Source organism: Stenotrophomonas sp. 05L414_2 (assembly GCF_056397905.1).
In genome coordinates this window covers 1-20,667 of sequence record NZ_JBFTOJ010000008.1, presented here as the reverse complement: position 1 = coordinate 20,667, position 20,667 = coordinate 1, and the positions used below count along the sequence as shown (strand labels likewise).

Sequence of the window (20,667 nt, the reverse complement as noted above, 5' to 3'; positions counted from 1 at the left end):
CGTGAGGAAATCCTCACTTATGAAAACGCATGTAACTGATGGCCAGTTCAGGAGTTTCCGTATGGACAARGAAAAACCCGCCGGTTTCCCGGCGGGTTCTCCATACGCGATGGCATCGTCAGYTGCGCAATGCGCGTGCGATCAACCGCACCACACCCGTGCGTTGCGGAACATGCGCATCCACGGTGAATCGCCCTGCCACTCGGACGGGGCCCAGCTCAGGTTGAGCGCGCGCGGGGTGCGCTCCGGGTGCGGCATCATGATGGTCACCCGGCCGTCGGTGCTGGTCAGGCCGGTGATGCCGTCGGGCGAGCCGTTCGGGTTCAGCGGGTACTGGCTGGCGACGTTGCCGTTGCCATCGATGTAGCGCAGTGCGACACGGGCTGTGGCCTGGTCGACGGCGTTGTCGAACACCGCCTGGCCTTCGCCATGTGCCACCGCCACCGGCAGGCGCGACCCGGCCATGCCACGCAGCAGGATCGACGGCGACTCCACCACTTCCAGCAGCGCGGTGCGGGCTTCGAACTGCTCGCTGGCGTTGCGGCGGAACTGCGGCCAGTGTTCGGCACCGGGGATGATGTCCTTCAGCTGGCTCATCATCTGGCAGCCGTTGCACACGCCCAGGGCGAAGCTGTCCTCGCGCGCGAAGAACGCGGCGAAGGCATCACGCAGCGCGGTACGCTCGAGGATCGAGGTCGCCCAGCCGCGGCCGGCACCGAGCACATCGCCGTAGCTGAAGCCACCGCAGGCAACCAGGCCGGTGAAGTCCTGCAGCGCCACGCGGCCTTCGATGAGGTCGCTCATGTGCACGTCGAACGCGCGGAAGCCGGCACGTTCGAAGGCGTTGGCCATTTCGATCTGGCCGTTGACGCCCTGTTCGCGCAGGATCGCAACGCGCGGACGCGCCCCGGTCTGCACGAACGGTGCGGCAACATCCTCATTGGGATCGAAGCTCAACTTCGGCTTCAGGCCCGGCGCGGTAAAGGCGCGGGCGATCTCGCGCTCGGCATCGGCGTTGGCCGGATTGTCGCGGCGCTTCTGCATCGCGTGGGTGACCGACCACCAAGCATCGAACAGCGCTTCCCAGCGCCATTCGGCCAGCGAATCACCACCCAGCGACACCCGCACCACCGGCGCAGTGGTCGGCTTGGCGATGCGCTGTGCGCACTCGGTCAGCGCATGGCGCTCGACCAGGTCGGCGAACGCGGCGCGGTCTTCGCGGGCGATCTGCACAACGGCGCCCAGCTCTTCATTGAACAGGCTGCGGAACGGGTCATCGCCCCAGGCATCGAGGGTGATGTCCAGGCCCAGGCGCGAGGTGAAGGCCATTTCGCACAGCGCGGCGAACGCACCACCGTCGCTGCGGTCGTGGTACGCGCGCAGCAGGCCGGCCTGGCGTGCATCGCGGATCAGCTCGAAGAAGCCACGCAGGCGCTGCGGGTCGTCCAGGTCCGGGGCGGCACCGGCGAAGGCCGGCAGGTCGCCGTGGTCGGCATGCACCTGGGCCAGGATCGAACCGCCCAGGCGCTGCTTGCCGGCACCGAGGCCAATCAACCACAGCTCGCTGTCGATATCGCGGTCCAGCAGCGGGGTCAACTGCTGGCGCGCATCGGACACCGGCGCGAACGCGGTGATGACCAGCGACACCGGCGACACGCTCTTGTGCGCCTGCCCCTGGTCGTGCCACTGCGCCTGCATCGACAGCGAGTCCTTGCCCACCGGGATGCTGATGTCCAGCTGCGGGCACAGTTCCATGCCCACCGCCTTCACCGCGTCGTACAGCAGCGCGTCTTCGCCCGGGTGGCCGGCAGCGGCCATCCAGTTCGCCGACAACTTGACTTCATCCAGCGCATCGACCGGGGCCGCGCACAGGTTGGTCAGTGCTTCGCCAACGGCCATGCGGGCCGMGGCCGCCGCGTCCAGCAGCGCCAGCGGCGTGCGTTCGCCCAGTGCCATCGCCTCGCCGGCCACGCCGTCGAAATCGGCCAGGGTGATCGCCACGTCGGCCACCGGCAGCTGCCACGGGCCGACCATCTGCTCGCGCGCGGTCAGGCCGCCCACGCTGCGGTCGCCGATGGTGACCAGGAAGTTCTTGGAAGCCACGGTCGGGTGTGCGAGCACGCGCAGCCCGGCTTCCTGCAGATCCAGGCCACCGGTCTTCAATGCCGGCCAGCGCGGTGCCGGCGGGTGCGCGGTATCGCGGTGCATCTTCGGCGGCTTGCCGAACAGCACGTCCATCGGCAAATCGATGGGCGCATCGGCCGGGATGTTGCCCGGCACGGCACCATAGGCCACCACCAGGTGTTCGGCTGCGGTGGCGACACCGACCGCAGCGAACGGGCAGCGCTCGCGCGCGCACAGCGCGGCGAATTCAGCCAGGCGCTCCTGCGCCACGCCGAGCACGTAGCGCTCCTGCGACTCGTTGCACCACAGCTGCATCGGCGACAGCGACGGATCGTCGGTGGGCACCTTGCCCAGGTCGATGATGCCGCCCACGCCGGAATCGTGCAGCAGTTCGGGAATGGCGTTGGACAGGCCACCGGCACCGACGTCATGGAAGAACTTGATCGGATTGTCAGCGCCCATCGCCACGCAGCGATCGATGACCTCCTGGCAGCGACGCTCCATTTCCGGGTTGTCGCGCTGCACGCTGGCGAAGTCCAGGTCCTCGGCGCTCTCACCGGAAGCGACCGAACTGGCGGCACCGCCGCCGAGGCCGATCAGCATCGCCGGGCCGCCGAGCACGATCACGGCATCGCCGTCCTGCAGCAGGATCTTGTCGACCTGCACGCGATCGATGGCGCCGAGGCCACCGGCCAGCATGATCGGCTTGTCGTAGGCGCGCACGAGGTCGGCGCCTTCCGGCAGTTCGAAACTGCGGAAGTAGCCGAGCAGCGCCGGGCGGCCGAATTCGTTGTTGAACGCGGCGCCGCCGAGCGGGCCGTCGGTCATGATCTCCAGCGCCGGGGCCATGCGCGGGTTCAGCGCACGCGGCGCTTCCCACGGCTGCGGCAGCTCGGGAATGCGCAGGTGCGAGACCGAGAATCCGCTCAGGCCGGCCTTCGGCTTGCCGCCACGACCGGTCGCACCTTCGTCGCGGATTTCACCACCAGCGCCGGTCGACGCGCCCGGGAACGGCGCGATCGCGGTCGGGTGATTGTGCGTTTCCACCTTGATCTGGAACGCGCTGGGCACCTGCGGTTCGCGGCGATACTCGCCGCTGGCCGGGTCCGGGCGATAGCGCGAGGCCGGATGGCCTTCGATCACCGCCGCGTTGTCGCTGTACGCGCTGAGCGTGTGCTGCGGGGTCTGCTGGTGGGTGTTCTTGATCATCCGGAACAGCGAGCGGTCCTGCTCCTGGCCGTCGATGGTCCAGCTGGCGTTGAAGATCTTGTGCCGGCAGTGCTCGGAATTGGCCTGCGCGAACATCATCAGTTCCACGTCCGACGGCGACCGGCCCAGCGCGGTGAAGCGCTCGCGCAGGTAGTCGATCTCGTCCTGCGCCATGGCCAGGCCGAGGCGCTGGTTGGCGGCCTCCAGCTGGTCCACCGGCACGCGCTCCAGCTCGCCACGGGCCGGGGTCGAGAACAGGGAGTGGCCCTGATCGACGCGCTCCAGCACCGACTGCGTCATCGGGTCGTGCAGCACCTTGACCAGCGCCTGCTGGGCGGCAGCCTCGGTCGGCCAGCCCTGCACGTCGATGCGCAGGCCACGCTCGACCCGGCTCACCGGCTGGCCGGCACCGCGGACCAGCTCGCTGGCCTTGCTCGACCACGGCGACAGCGTGCCCAGGCGCGGCACCACGATGCGGCTGACCGCACCGTCAGCAACCGCCTCGGACTGCGGGCGGGCTTCCAGGATGCGGCACAGGGTATCGACGTCGGGGGCGGCAGTGCCCTCGGCCTGCACGAAGTAGACGTGCCAGGCACCGCTGATGCGCAGGGAGGGAGCGATGGACTGCAGGCGGGATTCAAGACGTTCGCGGCGGAACGGCGACAGGGCGGGCGCGCCCTCGAGGACCATCATGTCCGGGGAACCGTAGTTGGGAAACGGGCCCGACATTGTACCGGAAGCGGGGATAGGCTTCGGCCGGGCGGCGCCCGGCACCCGCCGAAGCGGTAGTGCCGGCCGCTGGCCGGCAACCTCAACAGCAACAGCCGAAGCAACAGCAGAAGCTGGCATTCCGTGGGATGGCAGGGTGGGTCCGGTTGCAGGGGACGCCGTGAATCCGTCCATGGAGGCTCGGTCGCCGCATCCATGCGGCTCACGCCCCCGCAACCGGACCCACCCCGCCTTCGACAGATTTCCGCGATCTGCGGTAGATCCACGCCATGCGTGGATGCTCTGCGGTAATGCCGGCCACTGGCCGGCAACCAGGGAACATCAGAAATCAGGCATTGAAGAGCGCAGCGACCGGCTTCTGCTTTTGATTTTCTGTTCTGTCTTCCGTGGCTGACCGCACAGGAACCTGTCCGTGGCCGGGCGGGTGGGGTCAGGCGGGGTGTCCGCGGCATGGATGCCGCGGCCAAGCCCCCATGGACGGGTTCACGGCGTCCCCGCCTGAGCCCACCCGCCCGGCCCACCCCCAGAAATACGCTGTTCGCGGCAAGCCCCAGCCACGAGGGGGCTCCGCCGCTGGCCGCCGACCCCGCGCCAGCGCCGCTCTCCGCCAAATCCCCGAACCATGCACTCGCTCACGGATTGACCACGCAATTGATGACAACGTTGTCCCCACCTGGCGCCGGACTCTCTCCCCGGCCCACCAGGTACCTCCGTCCGCCCCCTCCGTCGCCTTCCCGGGTGACGTCCGGACCCTGCGTTACGTGCGGCGCCGTCTTGGCCCGCGCGCCAACCATCGATCGGAGACACACCATGTACGACCCGCTTGTGCAGAGTGCCGATGTACGCAGTGCCCACCCTTCCCTTCATCGCTGTCGCCCGCGCCGTCTGGCCTGGCTGCTGGCCCTGGCCGGGGCGGTCACCCTGCCCGGCCTGGCCCAGGCCGCCAGTTGTGCCGGCGTGGCCGAATGGGACCAGGCCAAGATCTACCGCAGTGGCGACACCCTGCAGAAAGGAGGGGTCCTCTACCGGGCGAACCAGGACATCTGGAATGCGCCGCCGGACCATCCGGCCGGGGCGCCCTACTACACCAACCTCGGCGCCTGCGACGGCGGCGGGGCCAACCAGCCGCCGGTGGTCAGCCTGACCTCGCCGGCCAACGGCGCCACCTTCAGCGCCGGCAGCACGGTCAACGTGACCGCCAACGCCAGTGATGCGGACGGCAGCGTCAGCAAGGTCGAGTTCTTCCGCGATGGCAGTTCGCTGGGCATCGACACCAGCGCGCCGTACAGCGCCAGCTGGGCCAACGCCAGCGCCGGCAGCCACACCCTGCGCGCGGTCGCCACCGACAACAACAATGCCACCGCCAGCACCGCGACCATCACCATCACCGTCAACGCAGCCAGTGGCGATACCACCGCGCCCAGCGTGCCCGGTGGCCTGGCCGTGGGTACCCGCACCGCCAACAGCATCGCCCTGAGCTGGAGCCCGTCCACCGACAACACCGGCGGCAGCGGCCTGGCTGGCTACGACGTGTACCGCAATGGCAGCCTGGTCGGCTCGCCGTCCAGCGCCAGCTATGTCGATGGCGGCCTGACTGCATCGACCAGCTACAGCTACCGCGTGCGTGCCCGCGACAACGCCGGCAATGCGTCGGCACAGGGCACGGCAGTGACCGCCAGCACCCTGGCCGGCGACGGTGGCACCACCGGCAAGCGGGTCATCGGTTACTTCACCCAGTGGGGCATCTACGGCCGCAACTACCGGGTCAAGAACATCGACAGCAGCGGTTCGGCCGCGCGCCTGACCCACATCAATTACGCCTTCGGCAACGTGCGCAACAACCGCTGCGAAGTGGGCGTCACCCAGCCGTCGGATCCGAACAGCGGAGCCGGCGGCGATGCCTTCGCCGACTACACCAAGGCCTTCGGTGCCGGCGAAAGCGTGAGCGGCAGCGCCGATACCTGGGACCAGCCGCTGCGCGGCAACTGGAACCAGCTCAAGCAGCTCAAGGCCAAGTACCCGGGCATGAAGGTGCTGATCTCGCTGGGTGGCTGGACCTGGTCGCGCGGCTTCTCCAGCGCGGCGCAACCGGCCAACCGCCAGGCCTTCGTCGCTTCGTGCATCGACGCCTACATCAAGGGCAACCTGCCGGTGACCGACGGTGCCGGTGGCCCCGGTGCGGCGTTGGGGGTGTTCGATGGCATCGACATCGACTGGGAATACCCGGTGGCCTGCGGTATCGCCTGCGGCACGCCCGAGGACAACGCCAACTTCACCGCGCTGATGGCCGAATTCCGCCGCCAGCTCGATGCGGTGCGCCCGGGCCTGCTGCTGACGGTGGCAGTCGGCGCCGGCATCGACAAGATCCGCGTCACCGATCCGGCCGCGTACCACCCGTACCTGGACTACATCAACGTGATGACCTACGACTTCCACGGCGCGTGGGATGCGAAGACCAATCACCAGTCGGCGCTGTTCGATTCGCCGAATGATCCGTCCACCGGCGACCAGAAGCTGTACAACAGCAACGACGCCATCGAGGCCTTCATCAGCCGTGGTGTTCCCGCCGCCAAGCTCAACCTGGGCATCGGTTACTACGGGCGCGGCTGGACCGGGGTGACCAACGCCAACAATGGCCTGTACCAGAGCGCCACCGGTGCGGCACCGGGTACCTACGAGGCTGGCATTGAAGACTGGAAGGTGCTGAAGAACCTGGCGTGGCCGAGCTACACCGACAACACCGCCGGTGCCACCTGGATCTACAACGGCAGCACGTTGTGGAGCTTCGATACCCCGGCCAACATCACCCGCAAGATGGGCTACGTGAAGACCCAGGGACTGGGCGGTGCGTTCGTCTGGGAGTTCAGCGGCGACGATGCGCAGGGCACGCTGACCAAGGCGGTCAGTGATGGGTTGAAGTAAAAAAAAAGCCGGGGGCGCACTGCGTCCCCGGCTTTCTGTCTGATGCATCCGCCGGGCATGGCCCGGCGCTACCCGCCCATCCACGGTAGCACCGGGCCATGCCCGGCGGCGTTTCAATCAGCGCTTGGCCGACAGCTTCTCCAGCGCAGCACGCAACTGCGCCGGCGGCAGGTAGCCGCCGAGCTGGGTGCCATCGGGCGCGAAGATCGCCGGCGTGCCATTCACGCCCAACTGCTGGCCCAGGGCGTACTGCATCGCCACCGGGTTGGTGCAGTTCTTCGCTGCCACCGTGCCACCACGCTTGGCATTGGTCAGCGCCTGGCGGCGATCGGCCGCGCACCAGACCGAGATCATGTCGGTGTAATCCTTGCTGCCCAGCCCCATGCGCGGGAAGGCCAGGTATTCGACGGTGATGCCGTTGCGGTTGAGCTCGGCGATGTCCTGGTGCAGCTTGCGGCAGTAGCCGCATTCGATGTCGGTGAACACGCTGATGGTGTACTTCGCGTTCGGCGCGGCGAACACGATGCGGTCGCCATGGTTGGCCTTGGCCAGCAGGTCGCGACGGTAGCCCAGCAGGCCTTCGCTGTTGGCCGGGCTCTTGGCGCGGGTGTCGTAGGGCTGCGACTGGAACAGGTAGCGGCCGTCGTCGGAGACGTACAGCAGCTGGCCGGAGACCACCACTTCACGGAAGCCCGGGAAGGGCGCGGCACCGATGTAGTCCACCTGGAAGCCGGGGTTGAGCTCGGTCAGCGCCTTGCGCACGGCCTGCTCGGCCGGAGCATTGGCCGTGGCGGCAGGGCCGGCCTTGGCTGCCGCTGCAGCGGGGGCCTTTGCGGCGGGCGGGGCGGGCTGGGCGCAGGCACTCAGGCTGAGCGCGCCGAACACGGCGGCGATGGCGAATCGGAGCATGGAGCAGTCCGCAGCAGAAAGAAGACCCCGGATTCTGACACAGCCATCCTGAGCGGTCCGCGATGCCGCGCACAGGCCCGGCAGGGGTTCAGCCGCGGGCTCAGCCGCGTGGATGATGGCGGGCGTGCAGTTTCTGCAGGTGTTCGCGTGCGACCAGCGTGTAGATCTGCGTGGTGGACAGCGAGCTGTGGCCCAGCAGCATCTGCAGCGCGCGCAGGTCGGCGCCACGGTTCAGCAGGTGGGTGGCGAAACTGTGCCGCAGGCCATGCGGACTGATCCGCGCCGGGTCGATACCGGCCACCGCCGCATAGCGCTTGACCAGGTGCCAGAACGCCTGGCGGGTCAAGCCATGCAGCGCCGGTTCGATGAACAGCGGCGTCTGCCCGTCGGCCAGCGCCTGCACCTTGCCCTTCCCCACCAACTGCGGTCGCGACTGCTGCAGGTAGCGTTCCAGCCAGTACTGCGACTCCTCGCCCAGCGGCACCAGGCGTTCCTTGCTGCCCTTGCCGGTCACCCGCAGCACGCCCTGGCGCAGGTTCACCGCCGTGGCGGGCAACAGCACCAGCTCGCTCACCCGCAGCCCGGCGGCGTACATCAGCTCCAGCATGGCGCGGTCGCGCAGGCCGAGCGGACTGTCGATATCCGGTGCCGCCAGCAGCGCGTCGATCTGGCTCTCTGCCAGTGCCTTGGGCAGCAGCCGTGGCAGCTTCGGCGGGTCCAGCAGCGCGCTGGGATCCTCGCTGCGTTCGCCACGCCGCACGGCATCGGCAAAGAACGCGCGCAGCGCCGACAGCAACCGCGCGTTGCTGCGCGGCGACCAGTTGTGGCGGGTGCGCCAGGCCAGGTAATCGAACAGACCGGCGCGTTCAACACCGGCCAGACCACCGTCGCGCCCGTCACACCAGCGCGCCAGGCCTTCAAGGTCGCGGCGATAGCTGTCCAGGGTGGCGCGGGCCAGACCGTGCTCGGCCCAGATCGCATCGAGGAAACGCTGGATGCGCTGGCTGTCCTCGCCGCGCAGCTCCGGGAGTTGCTGGACCAGCTGACGACGTTCGGTGGGAGTGGAAGTGACGGCCATGCACGCAGGATACGAGGCCAACTGCGGGCACGGCCAGCATTGCGTATGCTCGGCACATGTCGAGCCCCGCCACCGATGCGGCCCACGTCGCCGCTGATACGCCCCGCCCGCGCGCGCTGCTGCTGTGGCGCCTGCTGGCGATGATCTATGACGCGCTGCCGGTGCTGGCCTTGTGGATGCTGGCCGGCACGGCCTTCACCCTGGCCTATACGTTCAGCGGCCATGCGCAGCGCGACAACATCGCGCCTTTCAGTGCCTGGCAATGGCTGTTGTGGGCGGTGTGCTGGGCCATGACCGGGTGGTATGCCACCGCCAGCTGGCGGCGCGGTGGGCAGACGCTGGGCATGCGCCCGTGGCGCTTGAAGCTGGAATCACGCGATGGCACGCCGTTGCGACGCGGCCAGCTGTGGCTGCGCTTCGCGGTGGCCACGCTGTCGTTGCTGCTGGGCGGATTGGGCTTCTGGTGGGCCTTGGTGGATCGCCAGCGGCTGACCTGGCACGACCGCGCGAGTGCCACGCAGCTGCTGCGGATGCCGAAGCGCTGACCTGTCCTGGCAGCGCCGGGCCATGCCCGGCGGACGCGGGATATCGCACACCTTCGCCGGGCGTGGCCCGGCGCTACCGGAATCAGCCCGATTTGCGCCGGAACAACAACCCGGACACGGCCAGCATCACGATCGGCGGCAGCGCATAGGCAATGCGGTAGTCGAACTTGAGCGCACCGGCCATGCGGCCGAAGAACAGCTGCAGCAGCCAGAACGCCAGCGCGAACAGGATGCCCAGGAACAAGCGCTTGCCCATGCCGCCACTGCGCAGCGAACCGAACGCGAACGGCACCGCCGCCAGACACAGCGCCAGCACATTCAACGGATAGAACCAGCGGCTCCAGTACACATCCTCGTAGTCGCGTGCATCCAGCCCGTTGCGCTCGCGGTAGGCGATGCTGGTGCTCAGCTCGGACACGCTGAGGTTGCGCGGCTTGGCGATGCCGGTGGCCAGGGCGCCGGCATCCAGCTTGGAATTCCACGGCTCACGGGCCGCTTCCTGGCGCGTTGCCGAGCGCTCGCCGAAGGTGTCACGGCGCACGCCGGTCAACACCCAGCCATCCTTGTCATGCTCGGCGGTGGCCGCATGGGTCAGCGTACCGATCCGACCCTCTTCGTCGATCTTGTACAGGCGCACGTCACGCAGAATCAGCCGGGTGCCCTTGTCGCCGACCAGCTGTTCTTCGCCACTCTGTGCGTTGAGGAACGTGTCACCTTCACGCGCCCACAGGCCGGAGTAACGCGCCACCGCCATGTCGGTGCCCCACTTGGCACTCATCTTCAGCGAATCGGCGCGGTTCTGGCCCCACGGCCCCAGAGTCTCGGCGCTGATCACCATCAGCCCGGTCAGCAGCGACAGGGCGATCGCCACCGACACGCTCAGGCGCTTGCGCGACAGGCCCAGCGCGCGCAGCGCCGTCAGCTCCGAGGTCGCGGCCAACTGGCCCAGGCCCATCAGCGCGCCGATCACCGCCGCGGTCGGGAACATCGTGTAGGCCCGGCGCGGCACGGTGTACAGCACCCAGGCGGCAGCATGGCCCAACGAATAGCCGTTCTTGCCGATGTCCTTGAACTCACCGGAGAAGGCCATCAGCACGTCCAGGCCCACCAGCACCGCCCAGGTCAGCAGCACGGTACCCAGCACTGCCCGGCCCAGGTACAGATCGAAACGCATCGGTCGCAGCATCATGCGCGGGCTCCCTTCGGGCGGGCCATGCGGCCGTCACGCGCGTACATCCAGATCGCCAGTGCCAGCAGCGGCAGGGTCAGCCACCACAGGCCAAGCGCCGGCGGAATCTGGCCATTGGCGATCCAGCCACTGCCGATGAACATCAGGTTGGTACCGACCATGTAGGCCATCAGGGCCAGCATCATCCGCCCATAGCGCTGCTGGCGCGGCGAACTGCGTCCCAGCGGCACGGTCAGCAGGGCAAAGGCCAGTGCGATCAGCGGCGGCGCCAGGCGACGGTGCAGCTGTGCCTGGGCCTCGGGGCGCTTGTCACCGAACAGCGCGGTGGTCGGCATCAGTTCGGGGTCATCACTCTTGCGGGCCTCACTGCCGTCGGGCAGCGCCACATCGTTGCGGGCGAAGGTCGCCAGGCGGTAGTCCAGTGCGCCGGCCGCCGGCCCTTCCAGCTGGTGGCCATCATCCAGTTCGAGGAAACGCTGGCGGGCGCCTTCGAAGTACATGCGGCCGCTGGCGGCGGACACCACTTCAAGGCGATCCTCCTTCTGCCGCTGCAGGAACACCCGGCCCAGCTGGCTGCCATCGGGCGAGATCGAGGCGACATAGACCACGCCGCCATTGGGCAGCGGGGTGAACCGGCCCGGCTCCAGGCCGGCCATCAGCACGCTGCGGTTGGCGTCCTGCACCATCTGTTCGGCGGTGCGCCCGGCCCAGGGGCCGAGCCACAGCGAACAGGCGCCGACCACCGCGATCACCGGCAGCACCAGCATCAGCAGGGGCTTGAGCAGGCGCCGGGGGCCGACACCGATGGCGGTGATGACCGCCATTTCCGAGTCGCGGTAGAGGCGGGCAATGGCCAGCAGCAGGCCCAGCATCAGCGCCAGCGGCAGGATCAGCGGCATGTAGACGATGAACTGCAGGCCCAGCTGCGAGAACAGCAGCTTGGCCGGCAGCCGCCCGTCGGCGATGTTGCCGAGGATGTCCACCAGCACGCCGCCCACGCTGACCACCAGCAGGACGATCAGGGTAGCCAGGAAACTCTGGACGAAATCGCCCAATAGATAGCGGTCGAGCTTCAACATGGGGCGGTGGTTTAAACTCTCAGGTTCGTTCGCGGTGCCGCCCAGTCTAGCGTCTGGGCGTAAACGGTCCGCGATTGTACGGACTTGCCAATGGAATCTGCTCAATGGCTCTCGAATTCACCCTGAACCACCTCGCTGCGGCTTCGGCCGCCGTTGACTGCATCGTCGTCGGCGCCTATGCCGACCATACCCTGACTGCGTCCGCGCAGGCACTGGATGCTGCAAGCGGTGGCCGCCTGGCCGCCCTGGCCCAGCGCGGCGACCTGTCCGGCAAGACCGGCGCCACCACCCTGCTGCACGACCTGCCGGGCGTGACCGCCCCACGCGTGCTGGTGGTCGGCCTCGGCGATGCCGCCCGATTCGGCGTGCCGCAGTACCTGAAGGCRGTCGGCGATGCCGTGCGCGCGCTGAAGGCCGGCGCTGCCCGCAGCGCACTGTTTACCCTGTCCGAAGTGGCAGTGAAGGACCGCGACGCGGCCTGGGCGATCCGCCAGGCGGTGATCGCCGCCGACCACGCGGCCTACCGCTACACCGCCACCCTGGGCAAGAAGAAGGCCGACGATGCCGGCCTGGCCCAGCTGGCCATCGCCGGTGATGACGCGCAGGCCCTGGCCCAGGGCCAGGCCATCGCCGCCGGTGTCGAGTTCGCCCGCGAGCTGGGCAACCTGCCGCCGAACTACTGCACCCCGGCCTATCTGGCTGAAGTGGGCGTGAAATTCGCCGGCGAGCATGACGGTGCCGAAGCCGAGATCCTCGACGAGACCCAGATGGAAGCGCTGGGCATGGGCTCGCTGCTGGCCGTGGCCCGTGGCTCGGCCAACCGCCCGCGCCTGGTCGTGCTGAAGTGGAGCAATGGCGGCGACGCCAAGCCCTACGTGCTGGTCGGCAAGGGCATCACCTTCGATACCGGTGGCGTCAACCTGAAGACCCAGGGCGGCATCGAAGAGATGAAGTACGACATGTGCGGTGGCGCCAACGTCATCGGCACCTTCGTCGCCGCGGTCAAGGCCAAGCTGCCGTTGAATCTTGTGGTGGTGGTCCCGGCGGTGGAAAACGCCATCGACGGCAATGCCTACCGTCCGTCCGACGTCATCACCTCGATGTCGGGCAAGACCATCGAAGTGGGCAACACCGACGCCGAAGGCCGCCTGATCCTGTGCGACGCACTGACCTACGCGCAGCGCTTCGAGCCGCAGGCGCTGGTCGATGTGGCCACCCTGACCGGTGCCTGCATGGTCGCCCTCGGCCACCAGACCGCAGGCCTGATGAGCAAGCACGACGACCTGGCCAACGAGCTGCTGGCTGCTGGCGAGCAGGTCTTCGACCGCGCCTGGCGCCTGCCGCTGTGGGACGAGTACCAGCCGATGCTGGATTCCAGCTTCGCCGACGTCTACAACATCGGCGGCCGCTGGGCCGGTGCCATCACCGCCGGCTGCTTCCTGTCGCGCTTCGCCGAAGGCCAGCGCTGGGCCCATCTGGACATCGCCGGCGTGGCCAGCGATGAAGGCAAGCGTGGCATGGCCACCGGCCGGCCGGTCGGCCTGCTGAGCCAGTGGTTGCTGGACCAGGTCGCCCGCGCCTGACGCTGTACCTGACCCTGGCCGGCAACCGCCGGCCGGGGCCTCGCCGGTCCAGCCGCCACCCGGCATGGATCGGCACCTGCCTCACCTGGATGCCGCCATGCCCCGCGCCGACTTCTACCTGATCGCCAAGCCCCGTTTCCTGACCGAGCCGTTGCGCCTGGTCTGCGAGCTGGCGCGCAAGGCCAACGACGCCGGGTTGTTCATCCTGGTCCTCGCCCGCGACCAGGCCCAGGCCGAAGAACTTGACGAACTTCTCTGGTCATTCGACGACGATGCCTACATTCCGCACCAGATCGTAGGTGAGGACGTGGACGAGGAAGAAGCCCTGGTACTGATCGCCCCGCCCGGCGGCGAGGCGCCCGTGCGGCCGCTGGTGATCAACCTGCGCGACGAACCCTGGCTGGGCCAGTGCGAGCGCGTGCTGGAAGTGGTCCCGGCCGATCCGGAAGCGCGCGAACCGCTGCGCGAGCGCTGGCGCCAGTACAAGACCGCCGGCTACGACCTGAACAAGCACGACATGTAAGCCCTGCGAGGACCCCTTGATGCGCCTGCTGATCGCCCTGATTCTTCCCTGGCTGTCCTTTTTCACCATCGGCCGGCCGTTTGCCGGCATCGTCTGCCTGATCCTGCAGATCACCCTGATCGGCTGGCTGCCCGCCGCGATCTGGGCTGCCTATTCGGTCAGCCAGTACCACACCGACCAGAAGATCCGGCGCACCCTCGGGTCGCGCTGATCTCCCTTCCCGCCTTGATGACTGGTTCCCCCGCATGACCCAACTCGCCTCCAGCTACGACCCGAAGTCCTTCGAGACCGACCTCTACGAGGCCTGGGAGAAGGCCGGCCATTTCAAGCCGTCCGGCAAGGGCGAGCCGTACACCATCCTGCTGCCGCCGCCGAACGTGACCGGCACCCTGCACATGGGCCATGCCTTCCAGCAGACCCTGATGGATGCGCTGGTGCGCTACCACCGCATGCGCGGCTACGACACGCTGTGGCAGGTCGGTACCGACCACGCCGGCATCGCCACCGAGATGGTGGTCAGCCGCAACCTGGCGCTGGAAGGCAACGGCGAGACCCGCGATTCGCTGGGCCGCGAGGGCTTCATCGGCAAGGTGTGGGAGTGGAAGCAGCAGTCCGGTGACATCATCGAACGGCAGATGCGCCGCCTGGGCACCTCGGCCGACTGGTCGCGCAGCACCTTCACCATGGACCCGCAGCCGTCCGAAGCGGTGATCGAAGCCTTCGTGCGCTGGCACGAACAGGGCCTGATCTACCGTGGCCAGCGCCTGGTCAACTGGGATCCGGTGCTGAAGACGGCGATCTCGGACCTGGAAGTGGAGAGCGCCGAGGAAGAGGGCTTCCTGTGGTCGATCGCCTACCAGCTGGATGAAGGCCTGAGCTACGAGCACGTCGAGCGCGATGCCGACGGCGTCGAGACCCTGCGCGAAACCCGCGATTACCTGGTGGTCGCCACCACCCGCCCGGAAACCCTGCTGGGCGACACCGCGGTGATGGTGCATCCGGAAGACGAGCGTTACCTGCACCTGATCGGCAAGAGCGTGGTGCTGCCGCTGACCGGCCGCCGCGTGCCGGTGATCGCCGATGACTACGTGGACCGTGCGTTCGGTACCGGCGTGGTCAAGGTCACCCCGGCGCATGACTTCAACGATTACCAGGTGGGCGTGCGCCACAGCCTGCCGATGATCAACCTGTTCACGCCGGTGGCCGCGATCAACGACAACGCGCCGGAACGTTTCCAGGGGCTGGACCGTTACGACGCGCGCAAGGCCGTGCTGGCTGAACTGGAAGACCTGGGCATCCTGGTCGAGACCAAGGCACACAAGCTGCAGGTGCCGCGCGGCGACCGTACCGGCCAGGTGATCGAGCCGTACCTGACCGACCAGTGGTTCGTGAAGATGGACGAACTGGCCAAGCGTGGCCTGGAGCTGGTCGAGAACGGCAGCATCTCCTTCGTGCCGCCGAACTGGATCAACACCTACCGCCACTGGATGACCAACATCCAGGATTGGTGCATCAGCCGCCAGCTGTGGTGGGGCCACCGCATTCCCGCATGGTTCGATGCCGCCACCGGCAGCTGCTACGTCGGCCGCAGCGAAGACGAGGTGCGGGCGAAGAACAATCTCGGCAGCGACGTCGTGCTGAGCCAGGAAAGCGACGTGCTGGAGACCTGGTTCTCCTCGCAGCTGTGGCCGTTCTCCACCCTGGGCTGGCCGAACGAGCAGGCGATGGCCGAGCGCGGTTTCGACCGCTACCTGCCGTCGTCGGTGCTGATCACCGGCTTCGACATCATCTTCTTCTGGGTGGCGCGCATGATCATGGCCACCGACAACCTGACCGGGAAGATCCCGTTCAAGGACGTCTACTTCACCGGCCTGATCCGCGACGGCCAGGGCCAGAAGATGTCCAAGAGCAAGGGCAACGTGCTCGACCCGCTGGACATCATCGACGGCATCACCATCGATGATCTGGTGGCCAAGCGCACCGGCGGGCTGATGCAGCCGCGCATGGTCGAGAAGATCGAGAAGGCCACGCGCAAGGAGTTCCCGGACGGGATCGCCGCCCATGGTGCCGATGCGCTGCGTTTCACCATCGCCGCGCTGGCCACCCATGGCCGCGACATCAAGTTCGACATGAACCGCGCCGAGGGCTACAAGAATTTCTGCAACAAGCTGTGGAACGCCAGCCGCTTCACCCTGATGAACACCGAAGGTGCGGCGTTCACCGGCGTGCCGACGCCGCGTACCGATGCCGAGCGCTGGATCCTCTCGCGCCTGGCCGCTACCACCGCCGAAGCGCAGGGTCATTTCGCCGCCTATCGCTTCGACCTGTTGGCGCAGTGCCTGTACGAATTCGCCTGGAACGAGTTCTGCGATTGGTTCCTGGAGCTGAGCAAGCCGGCATTGAACGGCGCCGATGCCGCCGACGCCGACAGCACCCGCCACACCCTGCTGTACGTGCTGGAAGCGCTGCTGCGCCTGCTGCACCCGTTGACCCCGTTCATCACCGAACAGCTGTGGCAGCAGCTGGCACCGCGCCTGGGCCTGGCCGAAACCACGCTGTCGCTGCGGCCGTACCCGACCGCCGCCGAATTCGAGGGCGACTTCACCCAGGCCGAGGCCGACGTGGAATGGTTGAAGGCGGTGATCAGTGCGGTGCGCCGCGTGCGCAGCGAACTGAACGTTGCCCCGTCCAAGCTGGTGCCGCTGCGCCTGCTGGCCGGCCAGGAACATGCCGGGCAGAGCCAGGACCGCGAGCGCATCGAGCGCTTCAGCGCTTCGCTGTCGTTCCTGCTGAAGCTGGACAGCATCCAGTGGCTGGCCGACGCACAGAGTGCGCCGCCGGCCGCCGCCGCGATCGTCGGTGAGCTGAAGCTGCTGGTGCCGCTGGAAGGCCTGGTTGATCTCGATGCCGAGCGCGCGCGCCTGGACAAGGAGATCAAGCGCGTGGAAGGCGAACAGGAGAAGAGCGAGACCAAGCTGGCCAAGTTCTCCGACAAGGTTCCGCCGGCGGTGATCGAGCAGGAACGCGTGCGCCTGGTCGACTGGAACAACCAGCTGGCCGGCCTGCGCGAACAGCGCGCGAAGCTGTAACGCCTCCCGGGTGGGTGCGGACCTTGGTCCGCACCGCTGTGATGTGCCAACCCAGGTTGGCACCTGCCATGCAAAACGATGTGCCGACCAAGGTCGGCACCCCCCCCTGTCTTTTGGCATCATCGCTTGATGCCGCTTTCCATCTTCCTGCTGGTCCTCGCCGCCGCCGCACTGCACGCCAGCTGGAACGCGATCGTCAAACGCGGGCCGGACAAGTTCCTCGGCACGGTGCTGGTCACCGGCAGCGCTGCACTGCTGTCGGCCATCGCCCTGCCCCTGCTGCCCATGCCCACCGCCGCAAGCTGGCCATGGCTGGCCGTCTCGGCGCTGCTGCAGGTGACCTACTACGCGTTGGTCGCACGCTGCTACCAACAGGTCGACATGAGCCTGGCGTATCCGATGATGCGTGGTTGCGCGCCCATCCTCGTTGCGCTGGCCGGCGCCGTGCTCGGCGAACGCCTGCCGCCGTCGGCCTGGCTCGGTGTCCTTCTGGTGAGTGGCGGCATCCTGTGCATGGCCCGCGGCGCACGTGGCGGTCAGCTGCGGCTGCCGTTGCTGACGGCGGCGATGATCGCCACCTACACCCTGGTCGATGCGCAGGGTGCGCGACTGTCCGGCAATGCGCTGAGCTACACGTTGTGGCTGTTCCTGCTGTCGGGCATTCCGTTGCCGTTGTGGGCGCTGCATCGGCAGCGCGGCAAGCTGCTGGCGTATGCGCGCCAGCACTGGCCGCTGGGCGTGGCCGGCGGCATCGGTACCACCGCCTCGTATGCGATGGCGCTGTGGGCGATGACCCAGGTGCCGGTGGCAATGGTGTCGGCGCTGCGCGAATCGTCGATCCTGTTCGCGCTGCTGATCTCGGTGTTCCTGCTGCGCGAGCGGGTACCGCGTGCACGCTGGGTGGCGGCCGCGCTGATCGTGGCTGGCGTGCTGGCGCTGCGGTTGGCGTAAACAACGCATCGGTAGCGCCGGGCCATGCCCGGCGAGCGCAGCGGCCACGCGACGCCGATTACAGCGGCGGCATTGTCTCCAGCTCGCCGTCCACCAGCTCGATCGCCATCACCAGCGCATCTTCGCGCCCCTGCGCAGCAGGGTAGTAGCGGGGACGCCGGCCGATCTCGTTGAAGCCTTCGCTGTGATACAGCGCCAGCGCCGGGGTATTGGACGGACGCACTTCCAGGAATACCCGCTGCGCGCCTCGATCACCGGCCAGGCGGACCAGCGCACGCAGCAACTGGCGGCCGAGCCCACGCGACTGCACCAGCGGATCGATGCAGATGTTCAGCACATGTGCTTCATCGGCAGCGAGGCTGAGCACGCCATAGCCGATCAACAGGCCATCGCGCTCCATGGCCAGGCCGGGGTAACCGGCACGCAGGCAATCCAGGAAAATGCCGCGGGTCCAGGGATAGGGATAGCCACGCACTTCGATGGCCATCACCGCGTTGAGATCGCTCTCGCGCAGCGCACGCAGCGCCACCGGGCCGGGCTGGCTGACCGCACTCATGCGGTTCCGCCCTTGCGCAGCGCGCGCAGCTGCGGCCACAACTCGCGCTTGGCTGCGGGGTCGCGACGCAGTTGCTCCAGCGGCCAGCTGTCCATCAGTGCCTGGGTGGCGGGGTCGTTGGGATTGCAGCCCGAGGCACGCAACAGCGCGATCTGCAGGCGGTCAGGCAGGCGCACCAGCGGCTGGCGCGCGTTGCCGGTGGGCAGCGGACGGGCCGCAGCCGGGACGGTGTCCGGCGCCGCTACCGGCACGGCAGTGCGTGGTGGCGCGCGCTCGAGCCGAGGCTCCGGCGCCGCGCCACGCTGGCTGGGTGCGTGCTGCATCGAAGGTGGAGCCGCGCGCGTCGCCTCGACCGGCACGGGTGCCGATGCTGCGGCTTCAGCCACGCTCAGCTGCAGTGCCGCGTCCATTTCGGCGGCCAACTGGCCGTCGTGATAGACGGTGTAGCCCATGGCCTGCAGCCACGCCTGCTGGGCCGGGGACCACAACACGGGCAGGTCCTGGCTCACGCCGCCTCGGGCTTCTTGCGCAGGCGCTGCACGCCCCACATCACCGGGCCTGACAGGGCGTACAGGATGCCGACGACGAACAGCACGCGGGGCAGGTCGATCACCGCGATGGCGATGGCGATCGGCACCAGTGCCAGCACCAGGAACGGGACACGGTCCGAGCGCGCGCCCTGCTTGGCCGCGCCGCCCTTGAAGCTCCAGAAGCGGATGCGGCTGACCATCAACAGTGCGGCGACCAGGGTCACCGCCAACGCCACGAAGCGCAGCTCGTTGCCGTTCCAGCCCAGCGTGCCATCGGCGAAGGCCCAGACGAAGGACATCATCAGGCCAGCGGCAGCCGGACTGGCCAGGCCAACGAACCAGCGCTTGTCGACAACGGCCACCTGGGTATTGAAGCGCGCCAGGCGCAGCGCCGCGCAGGCGGCGTACAGGAACGCCACCGCCCAGCCGAGGCGACCGACCAGTTCACCGTCGTATTTCAGTTCCGACAGGGACCAGTGATACATCACCAGTGCGGGCGCCATGCCGAAGCTGACCAGATCGGCCAGCGAGTCGTACTGCACGCCGAACTCGCTGCTGGTGCCGGTCAGGCGCGCGACACGGCCATCGAGGCCGTCCATCACCGCCGCCACGAACACGGCGATGCTGGCGTTGACGAAATCCCCGTTGGCCGCGGCGATGATGGCGTAGAAGCCAGAGAACAGCCCAGCCGTGGTGAACAGGTTGGGCAGCAGGTAAATCGTGCGCGAGCGCGGCGGCGGTGTGATCGGGTCCATGGAATCCAGTTTAATCGACTTGCCAGCGGTCGGCGCCAATGCTGCAATCGGCGTTCTACGCCCATTCTGCGGAGTTTGCCATGCGTGCCCTGTCCTGCCTGGGTTGCCTGCTGCTGTTGGCCAGTACCACTGCGCTGGCCGGCCCTGTCTACAAGTGGAAGGATGCCAAGGGCGTGACCCAGTATTCGGAAACGCCGCCGGCCGGGGCAAAGTATGAGACGCGTGCCCAAGCCAGGACAGCGGCGACGGACGCGGCCCCCGAGCCTGCCGCCGCGCCGGTGCCGGAACAATGCAGCACCGCCCGCGCCAACGTGACGCTGCTGGAAGGCACCGGCCCGGTGATGCAGGACACCGATGGCGATGGCAAGGCCGATACCGCGCTTACCCCGGAACAGCGCAGCGCGCAGAAGGGCCTGGCCGAGGCGGCGATCAAGGCGTACTGCCCTCCGGCGGGTTGAGGGGGGATCGGCCGGGCGGCGCCCGGCACCCGCCGAATCAACGTCAACGTCAACGTCAAAAGCGGGCATTCCGTGGGATGACGGGGCGGTGTCGGATTGCGGGGACGCCGTAAACCCATCCGTGGGGGCTTGGCAGCCGCATCCATGCGGCTGACACCCCGCAATCCGACACCGCCCCGYCTTCGACAGTTTCCCGGTGGCCAGTAGATCCACGCCATGCGTGGAGTTCTACGTTCAATTGTCGAAATATTCGATTTCGACGGAGATTCATCCACGCATGGCGCGGATCTTCGTGTCGACCAAGGTCGACACCCACCAAGAGCAGGCCATGCCATAGAGCAGGCCATGCCATCCCGACAGATTGCGGAAATCTGTCGAAGGCGGGGTGGGTCCGGTTGCGGGGGTGTCCGCGGCATGGATGCCGCGGCCAAGCCCCCA

Annotated in this window: 16 protein-coding genes; 8 read left to right on the top strand and 8 right to left on the bottom strand. The window is 67.9% G+C overall.

The window, feature by feature from the left end:
- Nucleotides 1-141: 141 nt before the first annotated feature.
- Nucleotides 142-4,026 carry a phosphoribosylformylglycinamidine synthase gene (gene purL / locus AC1DJN_RS02320; protein ID WP_478038731.1) on the bottom strand — a complete coding sequence of 1,295 codons (3,885 nt, stop codon included), beginning with the start codon at nucleotides 4,024-4,026 and terminating at the stop codon, nucleotides 142-144.
- Nucleotides 4,027-4,872: 846 nt separating this feature from the next.
- On the opposite strand from purL, the gene AC1DJN_RS02315 reads away from it, so the two are divergent.
- Nucleotides 4,873-6,984: a glycosyl hydrolase family 18 protein gene (locus AC1DJN_RS02315; RefSeq protein WP_478013629.1), complete on the top strand. Its 2,112-nt coding sequence runs from the start codon at nucleotides 4,873-4,875 to the stop codon at nucleotides 6,982-6,984.
- Between the two features lie 117 nt (nucleotides 6,985-7,101).
- On the opposite strand, the gene AC1DJN_RS02310 is transcribed toward AC1DJN_RS02315, so the two are convergent.
- Together AC1DJN_RS02310 and xerD are read right to left on the bottom strand one after the other, a co-directional pair.
- Nucleotides 7,102-7,893: a thioredoxin fold domain-containing protein gene (locus AC1DJN_RS02310; protein ID WP_032977259.1), complete on the bottom strand. Its 792-nt coding sequence runs from the start codon at nucleotides 7,891-7,893 to the stop codon at nucleotides 7,102-7,104.
- Between the two features lie 100 nt (nucleotides 7,894-7,993).
- Complete coding sequence (gene xerD, locus AC1DJN_RS02305; protein ID WP_442252316.1) at nucleotides 7,994-8,971, bottom strand: site-specific tyrosine recombinase XerD; 978 nt, start codon at nucleotides 8,969-8,971, stop codon at nucleotides 7,994-7,996.
- 56 nt (nucleotides 8,972-9,027) lie between these two features.
- Between xerD and AC1DJN_RS02300 the strand changes: the two genes are divergently transcribed.
- Complete coding sequence (locus AC1DJN_RS02300) at nucleotides 9,028-9,516, top strand: RDD family protein (RefSeq protein ID WP_025879355.1); 489 nt, start codon at nucleotides 9,028-9,030, stop codon at nucleotides 9,514-9,516.
- A gap of 82 nt (nucleotides 9,517-9,598) precedes the next feature.
- On the opposite strand, the gene lptG is transcribed toward AC1DJN_RS02300, so the two are convergent.
- Together lptG and lptF are read right to left on the bottom strand one after the other, a co-directional pair.
- On the bottom strand, nucleotides 9,599-10,705 hold the full coding sequence (gene lptG / locus AC1DJN_RS02295; RefSeq protein WP_025879356.1) for an LPS export ABC transporter permease LptG: 1,107 nt from the start codon (nucleotides 10,703-10,705) through the stop codon (nucleotides 9,599-9,601).
- Nucleotides 10,702-11,784, bottom strand: a complete 1,083-nt coding sequence (gene lptF, locus AC1DJN_RS02290) for an LPS export ABC transporter permease LptF (RefSeq protein ID WP_032977254.1) — start codon at nucleotides 11,782-11,784, stop codon at nucleotides 10,702-10,704. Before lptF ends, lptG begins: the two co-directional genes overlap by 4 nt.
- A gap of 104 nt (nucleotides 11,785-11,888) precedes the next feature.
- Between lptF and AC1DJN_RS02285 the strand changes: the two genes are divergently transcribed.
- From AC1DJN_RS02285 to AC1DJN_RS02265, 5 genes are all read left to right on the top strand, one after another.
- Complete coding sequence (locus AC1DJN_RS02285) at nucleotides 11,889-13,367, top strand: leucyl aminopeptidase (RefSeq protein ID WP_059065965.1); 1,479 nt, start codon at nucleotides 11,889-11,891, stop codon at nucleotides 13,365-13,367.
- A gap of 97 nt (nucleotides 13,368-13,464) precedes the next feature.
- Entirely contained in the window at nucleotides 13,465-13,890 is a 426-nt protein-coding gene (locus tag AC1DJN_RS02280) for a DNA polymerase III subunit chi (RefSeq protein WP_442252315.1), read from the top strand.
- A 19-nt stretch (nucleotides 13,891-13,909) separates the two neighbouring features.
- Nucleotides 13,910-14,101, top strand: coding sequence for a YqaE/Pmp3 family membrane protein (locus AC1DJN_RS02275; RefSeq protein ID WP_025879360.1), 192 nt, complete (start codon nucleotides 13,910-13,912; stop codon nucleotides 14,099-14,101).
- A gap of 34 nt (nucleotides 14,102-14,135) precedes the next feature.
- Nucleotides 14,136-16,979, top strand: coding sequence for a valine--tRNA ligase (locus tag AC1DJN_RS02270; protein WP_478014235.1), 2,844 nt, complete (start codon nucleotides 14,136-14,138; stop codon nucleotides 16,977-16,979).
- A 129-nt stretch (nucleotides 16,980-17,108) separates the two neighbouring features.
- Entirely contained in the window at nucleotides 17,109-17,930 is an 822-nt protein-coding gene (locus AC1DJN_RS02265) for an EamA family transporter (RefSeq protein WP_025879362.1), read from the top strand.
- 58 nt (nucleotides 17,931-17,988) lie between these two features.
- On the opposite strand, the gene rimI is transcribed toward AC1DJN_RS02265, so the two are convergent.
- From rimI to pssA, 3 genes are read right to left on the bottom strand one after another with little or no spacing between them, the layout of a single operon-like run.
- Entirely contained in the window at nucleotides 17,989-18,486 is a 498-nt protein-coding gene (rimI, locus tag AC1DJN_RS02260) for a ribosomal protein S18-alanine N-acetyltransferase (protein ID WP_032952160.1), read from the bottom strand.
- Entirely contained in the window at nucleotides 18,483-18,995 is a 513-nt protein-coding gene (locus AC1DJN_RS02255; RefSeq protein WP_442252313.1) for a hypothetical protein, read from the bottom strand. The genes rimI and AC1DJN_RS02255 overlap by 4 nt, the downstream gene beginning before the upstream one ends.
- Nucleotides 18,992-19,771: a CDP-diacylglycerol--serine O-phosphatidyltransferase gene (gene pssA, locus AC1DJN_RS02250; RefSeq protein ID WP_025879365.1), complete on the bottom strand. Its 780-nt coding sequence runs from the start codon at nucleotides 19,769-19,771 to the stop codon at nucleotides 18,992-18,994. The genes AC1DJN_RS02255 and pssA overlap by 4 nt, the downstream gene beginning before the upstream one ends.
- An 80-nt stretch (nucleotides 19,772-19,851) precedes the next feature.
- Between pssA and AC1DJN_RS02245 the strand changes: the two genes are divergently transcribed.
- Nucleotides 19,852-20,229 carry a DUF4124 domain-containing protein gene (locus tag AC1DJN_RS02245; protein ID WP_025879366.1) on the top strand — a complete coding sequence of 126 codons (378 nt, stop codon included), beginning with the start codon at nucleotides 19,852-19,854 and terminating at the stop codon, nucleotides 20,227-20,229.
- Nucleotides 20,230-20,667: the final 438 nt, after the last annotated feature.

What these genes read in the sequence shown, in the direction of transcription:
- AC1DJN_RS02315 (WP_478013629.1), top strand. Translation starts at nt 4,873, where the DNA reads ATGTACGACCCGCTTGTGCAGAGTGCCGATGTACGCAGTGCCCACCCT.
- AC1DJN_RS02310 (WP_032977259.1), bottom strand. Translation starts at nt 7,893, where the DNA reads ATGCTCCGATTCGCCATCGCCGCCGTGTTCGGCGCGCTCAGCCTGAGT.
- xerD (WP_442252316.1), bottom strand. Translation starts at nt 8,971, where the DNA reads ATGGCCGTCACTTCCACTCCCACCGAACGTCGTCAGCTGGTCCAGCAA.
- AC1DJN_RS02300 (WP_025879355.1), top strand. Translation starts at nt 9,028, where the DNA reads ATGTCGAGCCCCGCCACCGATGCGGCCCACGTCGCCGCTGATACGCCC.
- lptG (WP_025879356.1), bottom strand. Translation starts at nt 10,705, where the DNA reads ATGATGCTGCGACCGATGCGTTTCGATCTGTACCTGGGCCGGGCAGTG.
- lptF (WP_032977254.1), bottom strand. Translation starts at nt 11,784, where the DNA reads ATGTTGAAGCTCGACCGCTATCTATTGGGCGATTTCGTCCAGAGTTTC.
- AC1DJN_RS02280 (WP_442252315.1), top strand. Translation starts at nt 13,465, where the DNA reads ATGCCCCGCGCCGACTTCTACCTGATCGCCAAGCCCCGTTTCCTGACC.
- AC1DJN_RS02275 (WP_025879360.1), top strand. Translation starts at nt 13,910, where the DNA reads ATGCGCCTGCTGATCGCCCTGATTCTTCCCTGGCTGTCCTTTTTCACC.
- AC1DJN_RS02270 (WP_478014235.1), top strand. Translation starts at nt 14,136, where the DNA reads ATGACCCAACTCGCCTCCAGCTACGACCCGAAGTCCTTCGAGACCGAC.
- AC1DJN_RS02265 (WP_025879362.1), top strand. Translation starts at nt 17,109, where the DNA reads ATGCCGCTTTCCATCTTCCTGCTGGTCCTCGCCGCCGCCGCACTGCAC.
- rimI (WP_032952160.1), bottom strand. Translation starts at nt 18,486, where the DNA reads ATGAGTGCGGTCAGCCAGCCCGGCCCGGTGGCGCTGCGTGCGCTGCGC.
- pssA (WP_025879365.1), bottom strand. Translation starts at nt 19,771, where the DNA reads ATGGACCCGATCACACCGCCGCCGCGCTCGCGCACGATTTACCTGCTG.
- AC1DJN_RS02245 (WP_025879366.1), top strand. Translation starts at nt 19,852, where the DNA reads ATGCGTGCCCTGTCCTGCCTGGGTTGCCTGCTGCTGTTGGCCAGTACC.